This is a genomic window from Serratia sp. H402Y, assembly GCF_051172415.1.
GTDB lineage: Bacteria > Pseudomonadota > Gammaproteobacteria > Enterobacterales > Enterobacteriaceae > Serratia > Serratia ureilytica.
Genome location: NZ_JBPIYZ010000006.1, coordinates 20623 through 38600 on the forward strand (window position 1 = coordinate 20623; position 17978 = coordinate 38600).

Sequence of the window (17978 nt, forward strand, 5' to 3'; positions counted from 1 at the left end):
AAAAAACCGCCCGAAGGCGGTTTATTACCGTGAAGATCGCAACTCAGCAGTAGCCGTAGTTCATCAGACGCTGGTAACGGCGGTTGAGCAACTCTTCGTCGTTCAGGCCATCCAGATCTTTCAGATCGGCCAGCAGCTGCGCTTTCAGCGCGGCGGCCATCGCCGGCACGTCGCGGTGCGCGGAACCCAGCGGCTCCGGGATCACCGAGTCGATCAGCTTCAGCTCTTTCAGACGCGGCGCGGTGATGCCCATCGCTTCCGCGGCCAGCGGCGCCTTGTCGGCGCTCTTCCACAGGATGGAGGCGCAGCCTTCCGGCGAAATCACCGAGTAGGTGCTGTACTGCAGCATGTTCACCTTGTCGCCCACGCCGATCGCCAGCGCGCCGCCCGAGCCGCCTTCACCGATGACGGTGCAGATGACCGGTACGTTCAGGCGCGACATCTCACGCAGGTTGCGCGCGATGGCTTCCGACTGGCCGCGTTCTTCCGCGCCCACGCCCGGATAAGCGCCCGGGGTATCGATAAAGGTGATGATCGGCATTTTGAAGCGGGCGGCCATTTCCATCAGGCGCAGCGCCTTGCGGTAGCCTTCCGGCGCCGGCATGCCGAAGTTGCGGCGGATCTTCTCTTTGGTCTCACGGCCTTTCTGGTGCCCGATGATCATCACCGGGCGGCCATCCAGACGCGCAATCCCCCCGACGATCGCTTTGTCGTCGGCGTAAGCGCGATCGCCCGCCAACTCTTCGAAGTCGGTAAAGATGTGTTTGATATAATCCAGGGTATAAGGACGGCGCGGGTGGCGTGCCAATTGGGCAATCTGCCAGGCCCCAAGATCGGCAAAAATCTTGCGCGTCAGCTCAACGCTCTTTTCACGCAGGCGCTGAACCTCTTCGTCCAGATTAATATCTAATTTTTCGTCTTGACGGCTGACTGCAGTCAGCGAGTCAATTTTCGCTTCCAGCTCTGCAATCGGCTGTTCAAAATCAAGAAAATTCAGACTCATAGCATTCCTATTTTAGTCAAATTCCAAGTCCACCTGCTCATTGCCTACCAACGTCCGCAAGTCTATCAACAAGCGGTCGGTGGGCGTCACGCGCCAGGTTGCGCCAAAACGCAGCTTGGCTCGCGCATCTTCCCGTTGATAGTAGAGATGCACTGGAATCGTCCCCGAGCGATGGGGTTCCAACGACTGACGGAGACGGTTCAAAAGCTGGTCATCAATTTGCCTGTCAGTCAGCGAGATAGCAAGCCCGCGAGCGTATTTTTCCCGGGCTTCACTGATGTCCATTACCTCGCGGGCCATCATTTTAAGCCCGCCGCTAAAGTCATCAAAGCTGACCTGTCCACTGGCGATAAGGATACGGTCTTTTTCCAACAAATGCTGGTATTTTTCTAACGCTTCGGTGAATAGCATCACTTCCAGACGGCCCGAACGGTCATCCAGCGTACAGATGCCGATGCGGTTGCCGCGCTTGGTCACCATCACCCGCGCGGCGACCACCAACCCGACGGCGGTAGTCATTTTGCCCCGATCCGTCGGGTGCATGTCTTTCAAACGCTGGCCACCGGCGTAACGTTCGATCTCCTTGAGGTATTGGGTGATCGGGTGGCCGGTCAGGTACAGCCCCAGCGTTTCCCGTTCACCGTCCAACACCACCTGCTCCGGCCAGGGCGCGATGTTGGCGTAGGATTGCTCCACCTGCTCCGGCGCTTCCGCCAGCACGCCAAACATGTCCACCTGGCCGATAGCTTCGGCTTTCGCATGCTGATCCGCCGCTTTCAACGCGTCGCCGAGCGAATTCATCAGCGCGGCGCGGTGTGGCCCAAGGCGATCGAACGCCCCGGACATGATCAGTTTTTCCAGAATGCGGCGGTTCAGTTTCTTGATGTCGGAGCGCGCGCAGAGATCGAACAGGTCTTTGAAATAACCTTGCTCGCCGCTGTTGCGCGCTTCGATAATGGCTTCGATCGGCCCTTCCCCCACGCCCTTGATGGCGCCGATGCCGTAAACGATCTCGCCGTCGTCGTTGACGTGGAAGTGATACAGGCCGCTGTTGATGTCCGGCGGCAGGATCTTCAGCCCCATGCGCCAGCATTCGTCCACCAGCCCCACCACTTTGTCGGTGTTGTCCATATCGGCGGTCATCACCGCCGCCATAAACTCGGCCGGATAGTGCGCCTTCAGCCACAGCGTCTGGTACGACACCAGCGCGTAGGCGGCGGAGTGCGATTTGTTGAAGCCATAACCGGCGAATTTCTCCACCAGGTCGAAGATTTTCACCGACAGTTCGCCGTCGATGCCGCGCGCTTTAGCGCCGTCTTCAAAGCCGCCGCGCTGCTTGGCCATTTCGACCGGGTTCTTTTTACCCATTGCGCGGCGCAGCATGTCCGCGCCGCCCAGCGTATAGCCGGCCAGCACCTGGGCAATCTGCATCACCTGTTCCTGATACAGGATGATGCCGTAGGTCGGCTCCAGCACCGGCTTGAGCGACTCATGCTGCCACTGAATGTCCGGGTAGGAGATCTCTTCGCGGCCGTGTTTGCGGTCGATGAAGTTATCCACCATGCCCGACTGCAGCGGCCCCGGACGGAACAGCGCAACCAGTGCGATCATGTCTTCGAAGCAGTCGGGCTTCAGACGTTTGATCAAATCTTTCATGCCGCGCGATTCAAGCTGGAACACCGCCGTGGTTTCCGAACGCTGCAGCATGTCGAAGCTTTTCTTGTCATCGAGCGGGATGGCGGCGATGTCAATCGGTTCCAGCCCAGTCTTGGCGCGCCGGGCGTTGATCATCTCCAGCGCCCAGTCGATGATGGTCAGGGTGCGCAGACCGAGGAAGTCGAACTTCACCAGCCCGGCGTATTCCACGTCGTTCTTGTCGAACTGGGTCACCGGGTGGTTCCCTTCGGCATCGCAGTACAGCGGCGCGAAGTCGGTGATCTTGGTCGGCGCGATCACCACGCCACCGGCGTGTTTCCCGGCGTTGCGCGTCACCCCTTCCAGCTTGCGCGCCATGTCGATCAGCGCCTTGACCTCTTCGTCGGCCTCGTAAATCTCCGGCAGCTGCGGTTCGGCGGCGAAGGCTTTCTCCAGCGTCATGCCCGGATCCGGCGGCACCAGTTTGGAAATGCGATCGACGAACCCGTACGGGTGCCCCAACACGCGGCCTACGTCACGGATAACCGCTTTCGCCGCCATGGTGCCGAAGGTGATGATCTGCGATACCGCTTCGCGGCCGTACATCTCCGCCACGTGCTCGATTACCTGGTCACGTTTCTCCATGCAGAAGTCGACGTCGAAGTCGGGCATCGAGACACGTTCCGGGTTCAGGAAGCGTTCGAACAGCAGGTCGAATTCCAGCGGATCGAGGTCGGTGATTTTCAACGCATAGGCCACCAGCGAACCGGCGCCGGAGCCACGCCCTGGGCCCACCGGCACGTTGTTGTCCTTCGACCACTGGATAAATTCCATCACGATCAGGAAGTAGCCGGGGAACCCCATCTGGTTGATCACTTTCAGCTCGACGTCCAGACGCTCGTCGTATTCCGGGCGGCGCTGCGCGCGCACTTCAGGATCGGGGAACAGGAACTCGAGGCGCTCTTCCAGCCCCTCTTTCGATTTGAGTACCAGGAAATCCTCGGTGCTCATATCGCCGGTCGGGAACTGCGGCAGGAAGTACTCGCCGAGGCGAATGGTGACGTTACAGCGTTTGGCGATTTCGACGCTGTTCAGCAGCGCTTCCGGGATGTCGGCGAACAGCTCGCACATCTCGTCTTCGCTGCGCATGTATTGTTGCGGGCTGTAGTTGCGCGGCCGCTTGGGATCGTCCAGCGTAAAGCCGTCGTGGATGGCGACGCGGATCTCATGAGCGTCGAAGTCATCTTCCACCAGGAAACGCACGTCGTTGGTGGCCACCACCGGCAAACCGCGCTCGGTGGCCAGCGCCACCGCCGCATGCAGATAGTTCTCTTCGTCCGGGCGGCCGGTGCGGATCAACTCCAGGTAGTAGCAGTCCGGGAAATATTGCTGGTAGAAATCCAGACACTGATCCACCTGCGCCTGGTTGCCGCGCAGCAGGAACTTGCCGACGTCGCCCTGACGCGCGCCGGAAAGCAGGATCAGCCCTTCGCGATGTTCAATCAGCCAGTCGCGATCGATGATCGGGCCGGCGGCGCCGTAGCCGCGCTGATAGGCGCGGGAAATCAGCAGCGTCAGGTTCTGGTAGCCTTCGTTGTTGCTGGCCAGCACCGTCAGTTGAGCGAGTTCGTCGCCCAAGACTTCGCTTTGCACATGGAAATCCGCGCCGATGATCGGTTTGATCCCGGCGCCGTGCGCGCTGCCGTAGAACTTCACCAGCCCGCACAGGTTGGTGAAATCGGTGATTGCCAGAGCAGGCATGGCTAACGCGGCGGCTCTTTTCACCAGCGGCGCCGTCTTGGCCAATCCATCAATCATGGAGTAGTCACTGTGGACGCGCAGGTGAATAAAACGAGGTTCGGCCATCTCCAGATACCTGATTGAAGGGGCTCAGCGTGCTGAGCCCGGGTTAATGCTATCGTCGAGCCGGTCAGGCTCGCAGGCTACAGCGCGAGCGCCCTTTTCACCGGCGCGAAGCTGCGGCGATGATGCTCGGTGGCGCCCAGCGCGGCCAGCCGCTCCAGGTGGAAGGCGGTCGGGTAGCCTTTATGCTGCGCGAAACCGTAGTCCGGGAACTCGCTGTCCAGCTCGGCCATTTCGCGATCGCGCGTGACCTTCGCCAGAATGGACGCCGCGCTGATCTCCGCCACGCGGCTGTCGCCCTTCACCACCGCCTGCGAACGCATCGGCAAGCTCGGGCAACGGTTACCGTCGATTAAAACCATGTCCGGCGCGATATGCAACCCGGCCACCGCGCGCTGCATCGCCAACATGGTGGCGTGCAAAATGTTCAGCTGGTCGATTTCCGCCGGTTCGGCGCGCCCCAGGCTCCAGGAGAGCGCTTTGGCGACGATTTCGTCATACAGCGCCAGACGGCGTTTTTCACTGAGCTTTTTGGAGTCTGCCAGCCCGACGATCGGCTGCGCCGGATCGAGGATCACGGCGGCGGTGACCACTGCGCCGACCAACGGGCCGCGGCCCACTTCGTCCACACCGGCAATCAGCGTGGCAGCGGGATAGATAAAGGGTTCAATCATGCTTTCGCCAGCTCCAACACAGCCTGAGCGGCCTGTTCGTCCGCACCGCAACGGATGCTTTGGTGCAAGGTAAGGAAAGTCTGTTTCAGCGCGTCGGTTTCCGGGCTCTCTTCCAGCAGCGGCATCACGGCGGCAGCCAGTTTGTCCGGGACGCAGTCATGCTGCAGCAGTTCGGTGACGATCTCCCGCCCCGCCAGCAGATTCGGCAGCGAGACATAAGGCGTTTTCACCAGCTTCTGCGCCAACCAGAAAGTGAACGGCTTCATGCGATAGCCCACGACCATCGGGCACTTGGCCAGCATGCATTCCAGCGCCGCCGTGCCGGATGCCAGCAGCGCCGCGTCGCTGGCGATCATCGCTTCACGCCCCTGCCCATTCAGCAGGTGTACGGTCAGATCCGGCGCCACTTCGGCCTTGATGCGCTCAAACTGCTCACGCCGTTTGGCGTTGACCAGCGGCACCACCACTTCCAGCTCGGGATAACGCGTACGCAGCAGCTGCGCGGTTTTGAGGAAGTCGGCGCTCAGCATCTCGACTTCGGCACCGCGGCTGCCCGGCAACAAGGCCAAACAGCGCGCCTGCGGAGCGATGCCAAGCTGAGCGCGCGCCGCCAACCGATCGGGCTGCAGCGGCATAGCGTCCGCCATGGTGTGACCGATAAACCGGCAGGGGACGTTGAAACGATCGTAAAACGCTTTTTCGAAAGGGAGAAAGGCCAGCACCAAATCGGTGGCTTTGCCTATTTTGAAAACGCGCTTTTGTCGCCAGGCCCACACGGAAGGGCTGACATAGTGGATGGTGCGAATGCCGCGCTGCTTGAGGCGGCCTTCCAGCGTGATGTTGAAGTCCGGCGCGTCGATGCCGACAAACACGTCCGGCCGCAGCTCACCGAAGCGGCGGGTGAGATCCTTGCGGATCTTCAACAGGCGTGGCAAGCGCTCGAGCACTTCCACCACGCCCATTACCGCCAGCTCTTCCATTTCGTACCAGGCTTCGCACCCTTCGGCCTGCATCAGCGGGCCGGCGACGCCAACGAAACGCGCGTCAGGGATCTGCGCCTTGAGCGCACGGATCAAACCGGCGCCGAGAATGTCACCGGAGGTTTCTCCGGCGACCAATCCGATAGTCAATGGACGATTCGACATAACTCAGCGAATGATGCCACGGGTAGAACGGGTGAAGAAATCGAGGTACTGCTGCACCACCGGCTGCTCTTTGGCCAGGGCTTCGATTTCCGCTTTCGCTTCATCCAGCGTTTTTTCGCTGCGATACAGGATTTTGTAGGCGTTGCGGATCGCCTGCATTTCATCCTTGTCAAAACCGCGGCGCTTGAGGCCGACCGCGTTGACGCCGAACGGCGTAGCGTGGTTGCCCTGAGCGATGACGAACGGAGGCACATCCTGAGCGACACCGGAACAACCGCCTACCATCACATGCGCGCCGATAATGCAGAACTGATGGATCGCCGTCATGCCGCCGATGATGGCGTGATCGTCGATTTCCACATGCCCCGCCAGCGTGGCGTTGTTGGCCAGCACGCAAGCGTTGCCAACTACACAGTCGTGGGCGACGTGCACGTTGACCATCAGCAGGTTATCGTTGCCCACTTTGGTCAGGCCGGTGCCCTGCGCGGTGCCGCGGTGGATGGTGACGCTTTCGCGGATGCGATTGCGATCGCCCACTTCCACACGCGTCGGCTCGCCCGCGTATTTCAGATCCTGATTCACTTCGCCGATAGAGGCGAACTGATAAATCTGGTTATCGCGGCCAATCTTGGTAATGCCGTTCACCACCACGTGGGATTTCAGCACCGTGCCGGCGCCGATTTCCACCTGGGAGCCGACGTAGCAGAAAGGGCCGATATGCACGCCGGCGCCAATCACGGCGCCTTCTTCGACTATCGCGCTAGGATGGATAAAGGCGGTTTGGTCAATCACGGATTAAGCCTCCCGGCTGCGGGCACACATCATGGTTGCTTCGCAGACAATTTTACCGTCAACGGTCGCCACGCCTTTGAAGCGAGTCAGACCGCGGCGAGTTTTCTCGAAGGTGACTTCCATGACCATCTGATCGCCTGGCACCACAGGGCGCTTGAAGCGAGCTTCATCGATACCGGCGAAGTAATACAGCTCGCCCGGTTCCAGTTTGCCGACGCTTTTAAACGCCAGGATGCCGGTGGCCTGCGCCATGGCTTCCAGGATCAATACGCCTGGGAAAATCGGTTTGCCAGGGAAGTGGCCCTGGAAAAACGGTTCATTCACCGATACGTTCTTCACCGCACGCAGATATTTGTGCTCTTCAAACTCGAGGACGCGGTCGACCAGCAAGAACGGGTAACGGTGAGGAAGCAGATCCAAAATTTCTGCAATATCCAGAGTATGAGTGTCAGTAGTCAAAATACTCTTCCTGTCTCTAAAAACTGATGGCATCAACAACACGGCCTGCGCTGACCCCAAAAGGAGATCATCATGCAGGCCGCAAATTAACATCTCTTTGCGCTTTTGGTCTCACGACCAACGCGTTTCGTTTTGTACCCGCGAGAGCGGGCGGCAATGACTAGTCTTTTCCGACTTTACGTTCGACAGCTTTCAAGCGCTTGCTGATCTCATCGATATTCATTACCAACGCAGCGGTTTTACGCCAAACCTTGTTAGGCTGCAACGGAATGCCCGAAGAGTATACCCCAGGTTCGGTGATTGGTCGCATAACCATTCCCATTCCGGTAACAACAACCTTGTCGGCAATTTCCATGTGACCGTTGATCACGCTGGCGCCGCCAATCTGGCAGTAGCGGCCGATTTTCAGGCTGCCGGCCATGATCACACCGCCGGCGACGGCGGTATTGTCGCCAATCACGACGTTATGTGCAATCTGGCATTGGTTGTCGATGATAACACCATTCCCGATTTGGGTGTTATCCAAAGCGCCGCGGTCAATGGTGGTGCAAGCGCCGATTTCGACGCGATCGCCGATAATCACCGTGCCCAACTGAGGGATCTTGATCCACTCGCCGCGCTCATTCGCATAGCCGAAACCGTCTGCGCCGATCACGGTGCCCGACTGAATCAGGCAGCGCTGGCCGATTTCGACCGCATGATAAATCGTTACGTTCGCCCACAGACGCGTTCCCGCGCCGATGCGTGCGTGTTTGCCGATGAAGCAGCCCGGGCCGATAACCACGTTATCGCCAAGCACCGCACCCGACTCGATCACCGCGTTCGCCCCAATGGCGACATTCTGCCCCAGCTGCGCTTCAGGCGAGATCACCGCGCTTGGCGCGATATCCTGAGCCGGCGACGGCGTGGTGTCCATCAGCTGCGCCATGCGCGCATAGGTCAGGTAAGGGTTCTTAACCACCAGCGCCGCAGCACGGCAGTGTGGTAAATCCGCTTCGGTAAGCACCACGGCGCTTGCCTGGCAGGAAGACAGCTGCTCTTGATAGCGGCTGTTTGACAAAAACGTGATTTGGCCAGGCTGTGCCGAATGCATAGAAGCAATGCCGGTGATGACGAGATCGCCATCACCGTGCAATTGTGCATCCAACTGCTGCGCTAAATCAGCCAGTCGAATTGAAAGCATGTGTTATTTAACCTGTTTCAGCACGTCAGCAGTGATATCTTTGGAAGAGTCTGCATAGGCAACGGCGTTGGCGTCGATCACCACGTCATAACCGCCTTTGCTCGCGACAGATTTCACCGCGTCCTGAATGCGGCTCAGGATCTTGTTACGCTCTTCCATCTGGCGACGACGGTTGTCCTGCTCGAAAGCCTGGGCTTTCTGAGAGAACTGCTCGCGCTGCGCCATCACGTCTTTTTCCAACTTGCTGCGGTCGCTGGCTTTCATGGTAGCGCCGTCACGCTGCAGACGTTGCATTTTGGTCTGCAGGCTACGTTCCATGTTCTGGAGTTCGCTTGCACGGCCTTTAAACTCGTTTTCCAGCTGTTTAGCGACCGCTTCACGGGCCGGCAGCTGTTGGAAAATGCTGGAGACGTTAACGACAGCGATCTTATCTGCTGCCTGAACGCCAGCTGAAGCAGCCATTGCTAAACCGAGGCCTGCGGCACACAACCACTTTTTCACTATAAACTCCTTACCATCACCCATTTGTGTCATATGACACTGAAGTACACAATTTGCCAGACTTGTCCCACCAAACAATGAGAATCATCTCCCTCTGCCGGCGGGCGCCTGGCCATTGCGATTCTTAATAACTGTTATGCCCAGAGGCGAGACCCGTTACCAGGTCTTACCGATGTTAAACTGGAACTGTTCGGACTTGTCGCCTTCGTATTTCTTGATCGGGTTGGCGTAAGAGAACACCAATGGCCCCAATGGCGACATCCACTGCAGCGCGATACCGGCGGAAGAACGAATATTGCTGGCCTTGCTGTAGTCCGGCACGCCGTACATCAGCGTCTCGTTGGTATTCTTCCACTTGGTATCCCACACGGTACCCGCATCGATGAACAGCGAGGTCCGCACCGAGTTGGCGTATTTGTCGCTGATGAACGGCGTTGGGGTGATCAGCTCCAGGCTGGCGACCGCCATGGCGTTACCGCCCACCGCGTCATCCGAGCCACAGATGCTCTGACGATCGGTGGTGCTGCCGGCGTTGAACTGGCACTGGTACGAATTGGAGTTGTAGTACACCGCCTTCGGACCAATGGTGTTGGACTGGAAGCCACGCACGGTGCTCGAACCACCGGCGTAGAAGTTCTCGTAGAACGGCATTTCCTTGCCGCCCAGCCCATCCGCGTAACCCAGACGGCCGCGACCCAACAGCACCCAGGTGCGGTCGTCGTTGATCGGCACGTACTGTACGCTGTCCAGCGTCACCTTGTAGTATTCGTTGTCCGAGCCCGGAATGGTGACCTTGCCGTTCAACGTGGTGCGGTTACCCGAAGTCGGGAAGTAGCCGCGGTCCAGGTTGTTGTAGGTCCAGCCCAGGTTCAGGGTAAAGTCGTCCGTCGAGTAGCTGGCGCGGTCGGTCTTGTTCGCATCCACCCCCATCGAGTCGAGGTAACGCCACATGGCGATCTGCGGCTGCATGTTCGACAGGCCGTTGTGGACATAGCCCAGGCCGGTGCGCAACGAGTTGTTTTCGTTGATCGGGAAGCCCAGCGTGCCGTCAACACCGTAACTCTTGTTAGTGTAGTCGGACAGGTCCGCGTTATCCGCTTTAAAGTCGTTGTAGAAGACGCGGCCGCCCAGGCTCACACCGTCAACGGTGAAGTACGGGTTGGTGACCGAGAATTCGGTATACGTCTGGTAATCGTTCTTGGTGCCGCTGATGCCGACCGAGTAGCCGGTACCCAACCAGTTATCCTGCTGCACGCCGGCCTGGAAGCTGACGCCGCTCTCGGTGCCGTAACCGACGCCGAAGTTAAAGGTACCGGTATTGCGTTCTTTCACCTTGTAGGTCACGTCGACCTGATCGGCAGTGCCCGGCACGCGCTGGGTTTCCACATCGACCGTTTCGAAGTAGCCCAGGCGGTTCAGACGCTCCTTGCCCTGCTCGACCTGCTCGTTGCCGAGCCAGGCGCCTTCCATCTGGCGCATTTCGCGACGCAGTACGGAATCCTTGCTGGTGTCGTTGCCTTCGAACTTGATGCGGCGCACGTAGAAACGGTTGCCCGCGTCAACGTTGACGTGCAGCTTGACGGTTTTATCCGCGTCATTGATCTCCGGCTGGGTGCCGACGCGCGGGTAGGCGTAACCATAACGGCCCAACATCGTTTTGATGTTGTCTTCCATTTTGGTCACTTTGCTGCCGTTATACAGCTCGCCCGGCTCGATTTTGGTGATCTGAGCGACTTCCGCCGAGTGGCCGGCCAGGTTGCCGTTCACGACAACATCAGAAAGCTTGTACTGATCGCCTTCGGTGATGTTGATGGTGATGTAGATGCCTTTTTTATCCGGCGTCAGGCTCACCTGGGTAGAATCGATGTTAAAGCGGGCATAGCCGCGATCCAGATAGAAGCTGCGCAGGGTTTCGAGATCGCCCGCCAGTTTTTGCTTCTGGTATTTGCGATCGCCGACCAGGTTCCACCACGGCACTTCGTCACGCAGCTGGAAGCGCGAGATCAGTTCGTCGTTGGTGAAGGCGTGGTTGCCGACGATGTTGATTTGTTGAATCTTGGCGGAGACCCCTTCCGTGAACACCAGCTTCAGGTCGACACGGTTGCGCGGCAACGGCGTGACTACGGCTTTCACCGAGGCGCTGTATTTACCGACGCTGTAGTAGAAGTCTTCCAGCCCTTTTTCAATGCTGGAAATCGTGGTGCGGTCGAGCGCCTCGCCCACCCGGACGCCGGAGGCTTCCAGGTTTTGCTTGAGCATGTCATCCTTCACCGACTTGTTGCCGGAGAAAGTGATGCTGGCGATGGTAGGACGTTCCTTCACCTGCACGATCAAGGTATTACCATCGCGCAGTACGCGCACGTCCTCGAAGTTGCCGGTGGCAAACAAGGCACGAATGGTATTACTGATGTCATCGTCAGTGACGGTATCGCCGACGCGAACCGGCATGTTGAGTAACGCCGCACCGACGGCAACTCGCTGCAGGCCTTCGAAATGAATGTCTTTCACTACGAACCCGTCTGCACCGTATACGGTGGCGCTGCCAAACAGCAGCGACGCTATGAGCAACTTTTTCATCGCCATCGTTGTTATGCGTTCTTCCTAACCTATCCCCGCCCCTAAAGGCGGGAAAAATCATTGAAAAGTGCAAGACCCATCAACAACACCAGCACGATCGAACCTATGCGGTAGCTGTAGTCCTGTACTCGCTCGGAAACCGGCCCACCCTTCAGCTTTTCTATCGCCAGGAAGAGGAGATGCCCACCATCTAACACCGGTAATGGGAACAGGTTGATGATCCCCAGGTTGACGCTAATCAACGCCAGGAACATCAGATAATACACGAATCCGACTCCGGCTGACGCCCCAGCTCCCTGTGCAATCGAGATCGGGCCACTCAGGTTGTTCAGCTTTACATCACCGGTTATTAATTTGCCCAGCATGTTGACCGTCAGCCGCATCAGCTGCCAGGTCTTGTCGCCGGCCTGATACAGCGCCGGGAACGGTCCATACTGGCGAATCGTCTTATACTCTTCCGGCAGCGGCAGCACCTTTGGAATGATGCCTGCAAACCCCACCGATTTGTCTTTTCCCACCGGCTTTGTATCCGGTATCAGCGTCAAAGACAAGGGGGCGCCGTTTCTTTCAATCTCCAAAGCCAGCGGTTGCCCCGGGCCATCGTGGATACGCTTCACCAGCGTCTGCCAACGACCCAACGGCTGACCATCGACTTTAACGATCCTGTCCCCCGCTTGTAAACCCGCCTTTTGCGCCGCCGAGTTCGGCTGCACTTCCGCCAACACGGATTCGATCTGCGGGCCGCGCGGCATAATCCCCAGCGCGACAACGGGATCCTGCTTGTCCGGTTCAAAGTTCCACTGGCGCAAGTCCAGGGTTTTGGTCACCACCTGCGAAGAGCCGAACGGCGCTACGCCGACTTCGGTTTGCGCATCGCCAATCTTCGCCACCAGCGCCAGACGAACTGACTCCCAATCAGGCGTTTCGATGCCGTCAACCGACTTTAGTTCCATGCCAGACGAAATTTCAGCCTTGGCGGCGATCGATTGCGGCGCGATTTCGCCGATCACCGGACGGAAACTCGGCACGCCGATGATGAACACCAGCCAGTAGGCAAGGATAGCAAACAGGAAGTTGGCGATGGGGCCGGCGCTGATGATGGCCGCGCGCTGCCAGACGGTTTTATTGTTGAAGGCCTGGTGGCGCATCTCCGGCGCCACCGACTCCACGCGCTCGTCCAGCATCTTCACGTAGCCGCCGAGCGGGATCAGAGCGATAACGTACTCGGTGCCCTGGCGATCGGTTCGACGCCACAGCGCCCGGCCGAAGCCGATGGAGAAGCGTTCAACGCGCACGCCGCAACGACGGGCAACCCAAAAGTGTCCGAACTCATGCACGGTAATCAAGATACCGAGCGCAATCAGAAACGCCACCAGGTTCCAAAGCACGCTGACCATCATCCCTCACTTTCCGTCATCGACGGATTAAAACACCAACAGCATCAGGCAGGCAAACACCGGCACCGCCGCGGTCAGGCTGTCGATACGATCCAGTATGCCGCCATGACCGGGAATCAAATGCCCGCTGTCCTTGATGCCCGCTTCGCGTTTGAACATGCTTTCGGTCAAATCGCCCAGCACCGAAGCCAGCGCGGCGATCACCGAACAGGCCAGCAGCGTGGTCGGCACCACGTTCAGCGGCGCATAGCGGCCGAACAGCCACGAGATCACCGCCGACGTCAGCAACCCGCCGATCAAACCTTCCCAGGTTTTGCCCGGTGAGACCTTCGGCGCCAGTTTATGCTTGCCGAACAGCTTGCCGAACATGTAGGCGCCGGAATCCGCGCCCCACACCAGCAACATCACGTACAGCAGCCACCAGGCGCCGGTAAACGGGTTTTGCTCGTAGCCGAACTGGCGCAGCGCCAGCATGCCCCAGAAGAACGGCACGATGGTCAGCAGGCCAAACAGCAGACGCAGCGGGCGCGAATTGCGCCAGATAGCGGCCGAGCCGGGATAGAACAGCACCAACAGCAACGCCGCCAGCCACCAGGCCAACGACAGCCACAGCGAGCCGCTTATCTGCGGCACGGATTGATGGTAAGCGGGGACGCTGAGCATCATCAGCGCAAGCAGAAAACCGCACAGTATCGCCAACCAGATGCGCTGCGAACGGGAGGTAAAACCGGCCAATTGGCCCCACTCCCAGGCAGCTAACATGCACACGACGAGCGTTACCAGAGCAAAGGCCAACGGCGGCAACAGGAACAGCGCCGCGATAACGATCGGGATTAAAATCAGAGCAGTTATGAGGCGATACTTCAGCAAAAGTTCTCCCTAGGACGCATCGGCGCCGTTAGGTGTTGTTCCCCCGAAGCGGCGCTCACGTTGTGCAAATGCATTCAGCGCACCTTCAAAGACAAGTTCATCGAAATCAGGCCAGAGCACATCAGTAAAGTAAAGTTCAGCATAGGCGATTTGCCACAGCAGGAAATTACTGATGCGATGCTCGCCACCGGTGCGGATAACCAGATCCACCGGCGCCAGGTCGCTCATGCAAACCCGCTCGTTCAATAATTCCTCGCTGATCTGATCCGGGTGCAACTCGCCTACCCGTACCTGTTCGGCCAGTTCCCTTACTCCCTGAATGATATCCCAACGGCCGCCGTAGTTGGCAGCGATATTGAGCGTCAGGCCATCGTTATTTTCCGTCAGAGCTTCAGAGCGGCGGATCCGCTCCTGCAAACGCGCGCTGAATCGGCTGATATCGCCGATCACTCGCAGCCTGACGTTATGTTTATGCAGGCTTTTTACTTCACTATCCAAAGCGCGGACAAAAAGCTCCATCAGGGCAGAGACTTCCTGCACCGGACGGTTCCAGTTTTCGCTGCTGAAGGCATAAAGCGTGAGCGCATCTAAATGGTGGCTGGCGGCAAAACTGACCGCGCGGCGAACCGATTTCACCCCTGCTTTATGACCGAAGACACGTAACTTGCCCTGACGTTTGGCCCAGCGTCCGTTACCGTCCATGATAATGGCGACATGGCGCGGCCCCGGGGAAGATGGATTAGCCTCTTGTTGGTTTGCGGACGACATAACTCGTACTTATTTCCTCAATAGAAATATAACTGCCTTTCCGGAACATCAGGCCCTTACGCGCAAAAAAAGCCGTGTGCCCGACACGGCTTTCAGCCTGCCCTTGCGACACCCGGCGCAGCCGGGCCGCCATTGACGCACAAGGCGCCAATCGGGCCATAATTCAACGGTATAACCGCTGACAGGTGGCGCAGACTATACCACCTCAGCGGGGCATGAACAAACGGCCCCGCTGCGGCGCACGCGAATTACGAGCAAAATCGGATAATCACCGTGATCGGCCGCACAACGCGCGAACCCGCTCCTCAGCGGCGGCGCGCGCCTGACGGTCAATGTCTAAGACCGCTTCGATGCTCGTCGGTTCCTGCAGCGCGAGACGTTCCACCACCTGGCGATTGACCGCCGCGATATCGGTAAAGCGAATCTGCTGCTGCAAAAATGCCGCCACGGCGATTTCGTTGGCCGCGTTCAGCGCGGTGGTGGCCGCCTGGCCGGCATCGAACGCTTCGATCGCCAAATACAGGCAAGGATAACGCTCACGCTCCGGTTCGGCGAAGGTCAGCGAACCGATACGGCAGAAGTCCAGCGCTTCCACACCGGAATTCACACGCTGCGGATACGCCATCGCGTGAGCGATTGGCGTGCGCATATCCGGCGTCCCCAACTGCGCCAGCACGCTGCCGTCGGCATAGCGCACCATCGAGTGAATCACCGACTGCGGGTGCAGGATCACTTCCATTTGCTCGGCCGAGGCGTTAAACAGCCAGCGGGCCTCAATGTATTCCAGACCTTTGTTCATCATGGTGGCGGAATCCACCGAGATCTTGCGGCCCATCGACCAGTTTGGGTGGGCGCAGGCTTGGTCCGGCGTCATCGCGGCGAACTGTTCCAACGGCGTGGTGCGGAACGGGCCGCCGGAACCGGTAAGCACGATGCGCGAAACACCATGACTGTCCAGTGAAGAGTATCCCAACTGACGCTGAATGTTCTCAGGCAAACTCTGAAAAATCGCGTTGTGCTCGCTGTCGAGCGGCAGCAGTTGCGCCTGGCTTTGCCGCACCGCGTCCATAAACAGACGGCCGCAGGTGACCAGCGACTCTTTGTTGGCCAGCAGCACCTGCTTGCCCGCGCGGATCGCCGCCAGCGTCGGCAACAGCCCCGCGGCGCCGACGATGGCCGCCGTCACTTGATCGACGTCATCCAAAGCGGCCAATTCACAGGCCGCTTGTTCCCCGGCCAACACTTCGGTAGCGACACCGTTCTCCGCCAGGATAGCGCGCAGCTCGCGCGCGGCGCTTTCATCCGCCATCGCGGCAAACGCGGGCCGAAATTCCATGCATTGCTGTGCCATGACCGCAACGTTGCGGCCGGCCACCAGCGCTTTGATCGCAAAACGGTCGAGATTCGCCCTGACCACGGCCAGGGTGCTGGTCCCTACCGAGCCGGTCGAGCCAAGAATGGTCAGTTGCTTCATGAGTTCACTCTGAATAACTGTCTGATGAGATCGGAGGTGCTCCAGTGTGGAACCTTGGACACCGCTTGTCCATGATCTTTCAGTACGATGAAACGGGATCTGCGCCACAAAAAACAAAGCGCCGCCCAGGCGACGCTTTTTTTCTGCGCGATGCTGATTAGAATTCCATCAGCTCTTTTTCTTTCTCCGCCAGCGCGGCGTCGACCAGCTTGATGTAAGCGTCGGTCATTTTCTGAATCTCGTCTTGTGAACGACGCTCTTCGTCTTCGCTGATCTCTTTATCTTTCAGCAGCGCCTTGACCTTGTCGTTGGCGTCGCGACGCACGTTACGCACCGCTACGCGGCCCTGCTCGGCTTCGCCGCGCACGATCTTGATCAGATCCTTACGACGTTCTTCGGTCAGCGGAGGCAGCGGAACGCGAATGTCAGAACCGGCGGAAGACGGGTTGAGGCCCAGATCGGAGCTCATGATCGCTTTCTCAACGGCCTGGCTCAGGCTGCGGTCGAATACGTTGATTTTCAGCGTGCGGGAGTCTTCCACGGTCACGTTGGCCAGCTGACGCAGCGGCGTAGCGGCGCCGTAGTATTCCACCATGATGCCGTCCAGAATGCTTGGAGAAGCACGGCCGGTACGGATCTTGCTGATTTGGTTTTTGAATGCTTCTACGCTTTTTTCCATGCGTGAATCAGCATCTTTTCTGATTTCATTAGTCACGTTGCAAACCCTTGGAAGCTGGTTACTTGGCAGGCGATACTCAAGTATAGCCCGTAATCGTACTCGAAGAGCGCGCGGCGCCTGGCGTCACGCGCTCCGAAAAAGAGGTGTGAACAGCCTTATTTGCTGATCAGCGTACCTTCGTTCTCACCCATCACCACGCGGCGCAGCGCACCAGGCTTGTTCATGTTGAACACGCGGATCGGCAGACCGTGATCGCGGGCCAGCGTAAACGCCGCCAGATCCATCACTTTCAGCTCGCGCTCCAGCACGTCCTGATAGGTTAATTGTTCATACAGCGTCGCATCCGGGTTTTTCACCGGATCGGCGGAGTATACGCCATCCACTTTGGTGGCTTTCAGCACCACGTCCGCTTCGATCTCGATGCCGCGCAGGCAGGCAGCGGAATCGGTAGTAAAGAACGGGTTGCCGGTACCGGCGGAGAAGATCACCACGCGGTTGTTGCGCAGCAGGCTGATAGCCTCTGCCCAGCTGTAATTATCACATACGCCGTTCAGCGGGATCGCTGACATCAGGCGGGCGTTCACATAGGCACGGTGCAGTGCATCACGCATAGCCAGGCCGTTCATCACGGTAGCCAGCATTCCCATGTGGTCGCCCACTACGCGGTTCATGCCGGCTTGCGCCAGCCCCGCGCCGCGGAACAAGTTCCCGCCGCCAATAACTACACCGACCTGAATTCCCAGTTCGACCAGCTCTTTCACTTCCTGAGCCATGCGATCCAAAACGCTGGCGTCGATACCAAAACCTTCTGCACCTTGCAGGGCTTCGCCACTCAGTTTAAGCAGAATACGCTGATATACGGGTTTTGCATTGGTTGCCATGGTGTTCTGTCCTAAGAAGCAGTATTAGTAGTGGGGATTTCAGCCGATGAAACGCGCCTGAGGTGAGCATCACGCTG

15 protein-coding genes are annotated in these 17978 nt (G+C 58.6%); all 15 read right to left on the reverse strand.

The window, feature by feature from the left end:
* Positions 1-43: 43 nt before the first annotated feature.
* A complete protein-coding gene (gene accA, locus ACSBQS_RS21535; RefSeq protein WP_004931972.1) occupies positions 44-1003 on the reverse strand; it encodes an acetyl-CoA carboxylase carboxyl transferase subunit alpha in 960 nt (319 codons plus the stop codon).
* Between the two features lie 12 nt (positions 1004-1015).
* Complete coding sequence (gene dnaE, locus ACSBQS_RS21540; RefSeq protein WP_033652500.1) at positions 1016-4504, reverse strand: DNA polymerase III subunit alpha; 3489 nt, start codon at positions 4502-4504, stop codon at positions 1016-1018.
* A 77-nt stretch (positions 4505-4581) separates the two neighbouring features.
* The gene (gene rnhB / locus ACSBQS_RS21545) at positions 4582-5175 is read right to left on the reverse strand and encodes a ribonuclease HII (protein WP_019455763.1); all 594 of its coding nucleotides are present in this window, start codon (positions 5173-5175) and stop codon (positions 4582-4584) included.
* Entirely contained in the window at positions 5172-6320 is a 1149-nt protein-coding gene (lpxB, locus tag ACSBQS_RS21550; protein ID WP_004931967.1) for a lipid-A-disaccharide synthase, read from the reverse strand. The genes rnhB and lpxB overlap by 4 nt, the downstream gene beginning before the upstream one ends.
* Before the next feature lie 3 nt (positions 6321-6323).
* Entirely contained in the window at positions 6324-7112 is a 789-nt protein-coding gene (lpxA, locus tag ACSBQS_RS21555; protein WP_033644878.1) for an acyl-ACP--UDP-N-acetylglucosamine O-acyltransferase, read from the reverse strand.
* A 3-nt stretch (positions 7113-7115) separates the two neighbouring features.
* Complete coding sequence (gene fabZ / locus ACSBQS_RS21560; protein ID WP_004931962.1) at positions 7116-7571, reverse strand: 3-hydroxyacyl-ACP dehydratase FabZ; 456 nt, start codon at positions 7569-7571, stop codon at positions 7116-7118.
* A 160-nt stretch (positions 7572-7731) separates the two neighbouring features.
* Positions 7732-8754, reverse strand: a complete 1023-nt coding sequence (lpxD, locus tag ACSBQS_RS21565) for a UDP-3-O-(3-hydroxymyristoyl)glucosamine N-acyltransferase (protein WP_025304030.1) — start codon at positions 8752-8754, stop codon at positions 7732-7734.
* 3 nt (positions 8755-8757) lie between these two features.
* Entirely contained in the window at positions 8758-9255 is a 498-nt protein-coding gene (skp, locus tag ACSBQS_RS21570; protein WP_004931958.1) for a molecular chaperone Skp, read from the reverse strand.
* A gap of 156 nt (positions 9256-9411) precedes the next feature.
* Complete coding sequence (gene bamA / locus ACSBQS_RS21575; protein ID WP_072627074.1) at positions 9412-11838, reverse strand: outer membrane protein assembly factor BamA; 2427 nt, start codon at positions 11836-11838, stop codon at positions 9412-9414.
* A gap of 35 nt (positions 11839-11873) precedes the next feature.
* Positions 11874-13229, reverse strand: coding sequence for a sigma E protease regulator RseP (rseP, locus tag ACSBQS_RS21580; protein WP_025304033.1), 1356 nt, complete (start codon positions 13227-13229; stop codon positions 11874-11876).
* 27 nt (positions 13230-13256) lie between these two features.
* A complete protein-coding gene (gene cdsA, locus ACSBQS_RS21585; RefSeq protein ID WP_033644875.1) occupies positions 13257-14099 on the reverse strand; it encodes a phosphatidate cytidylyltransferase in 843 nt (280 codons plus the stop codon).
* A gap of 9 nt (positions 14100-14108) precedes the next feature.
* Positions 14109-14867, reverse strand: coding sequence for a (2E,6E)-farnesyl-diphosphate-specific ditrans,polycis-undecaprenyl-diphosphate synthase (gene ispU, locus ACSBQS_RS21590; RefSeq protein ID WP_033644874.1), 759 nt, complete (start codon positions 14865-14867; stop codon positions 14109-14111).
* 268 nt (positions 14868-15135) lie between these two features.
* Positions 15136-16341 (reverse strand): 1-deoxy-D-xylulose-5-phosphate reductoisomerase, encoded by a 1206-nt coding sequence (gene ispC / locus ACSBQS_RS21595; protein WP_046687715.1) that lies wholly within the window; start codon positions 16339-16341, stop codon positions 15136-15138.
* 157 nt (positions 16342-16498) lie between these two features.
* Positions 16499-17056 carry a ribosome recycling factor gene (gene frr, locus ACSBQS_RS21600; RefSeq protein WP_025160240.1) on the reverse strand — a complete coding sequence of 186 codons (558 nt, stop codon included), beginning with the start codon at positions 17054-17056 and terminating at the stop codon, positions 16499-16501.
* Between the two features lie 119 nt (positions 17057-17175).
* Entirely contained in the window at positions 17176-17901 is a 726-nt protein-coding gene (gene pyrH / locus ACSBQS_RS21605) for a UMP kinase (protein ID WP_004931940.1), read from the reverse strand.
* Positions 17902-17978 lie beyond the last annotated feature (77 nt).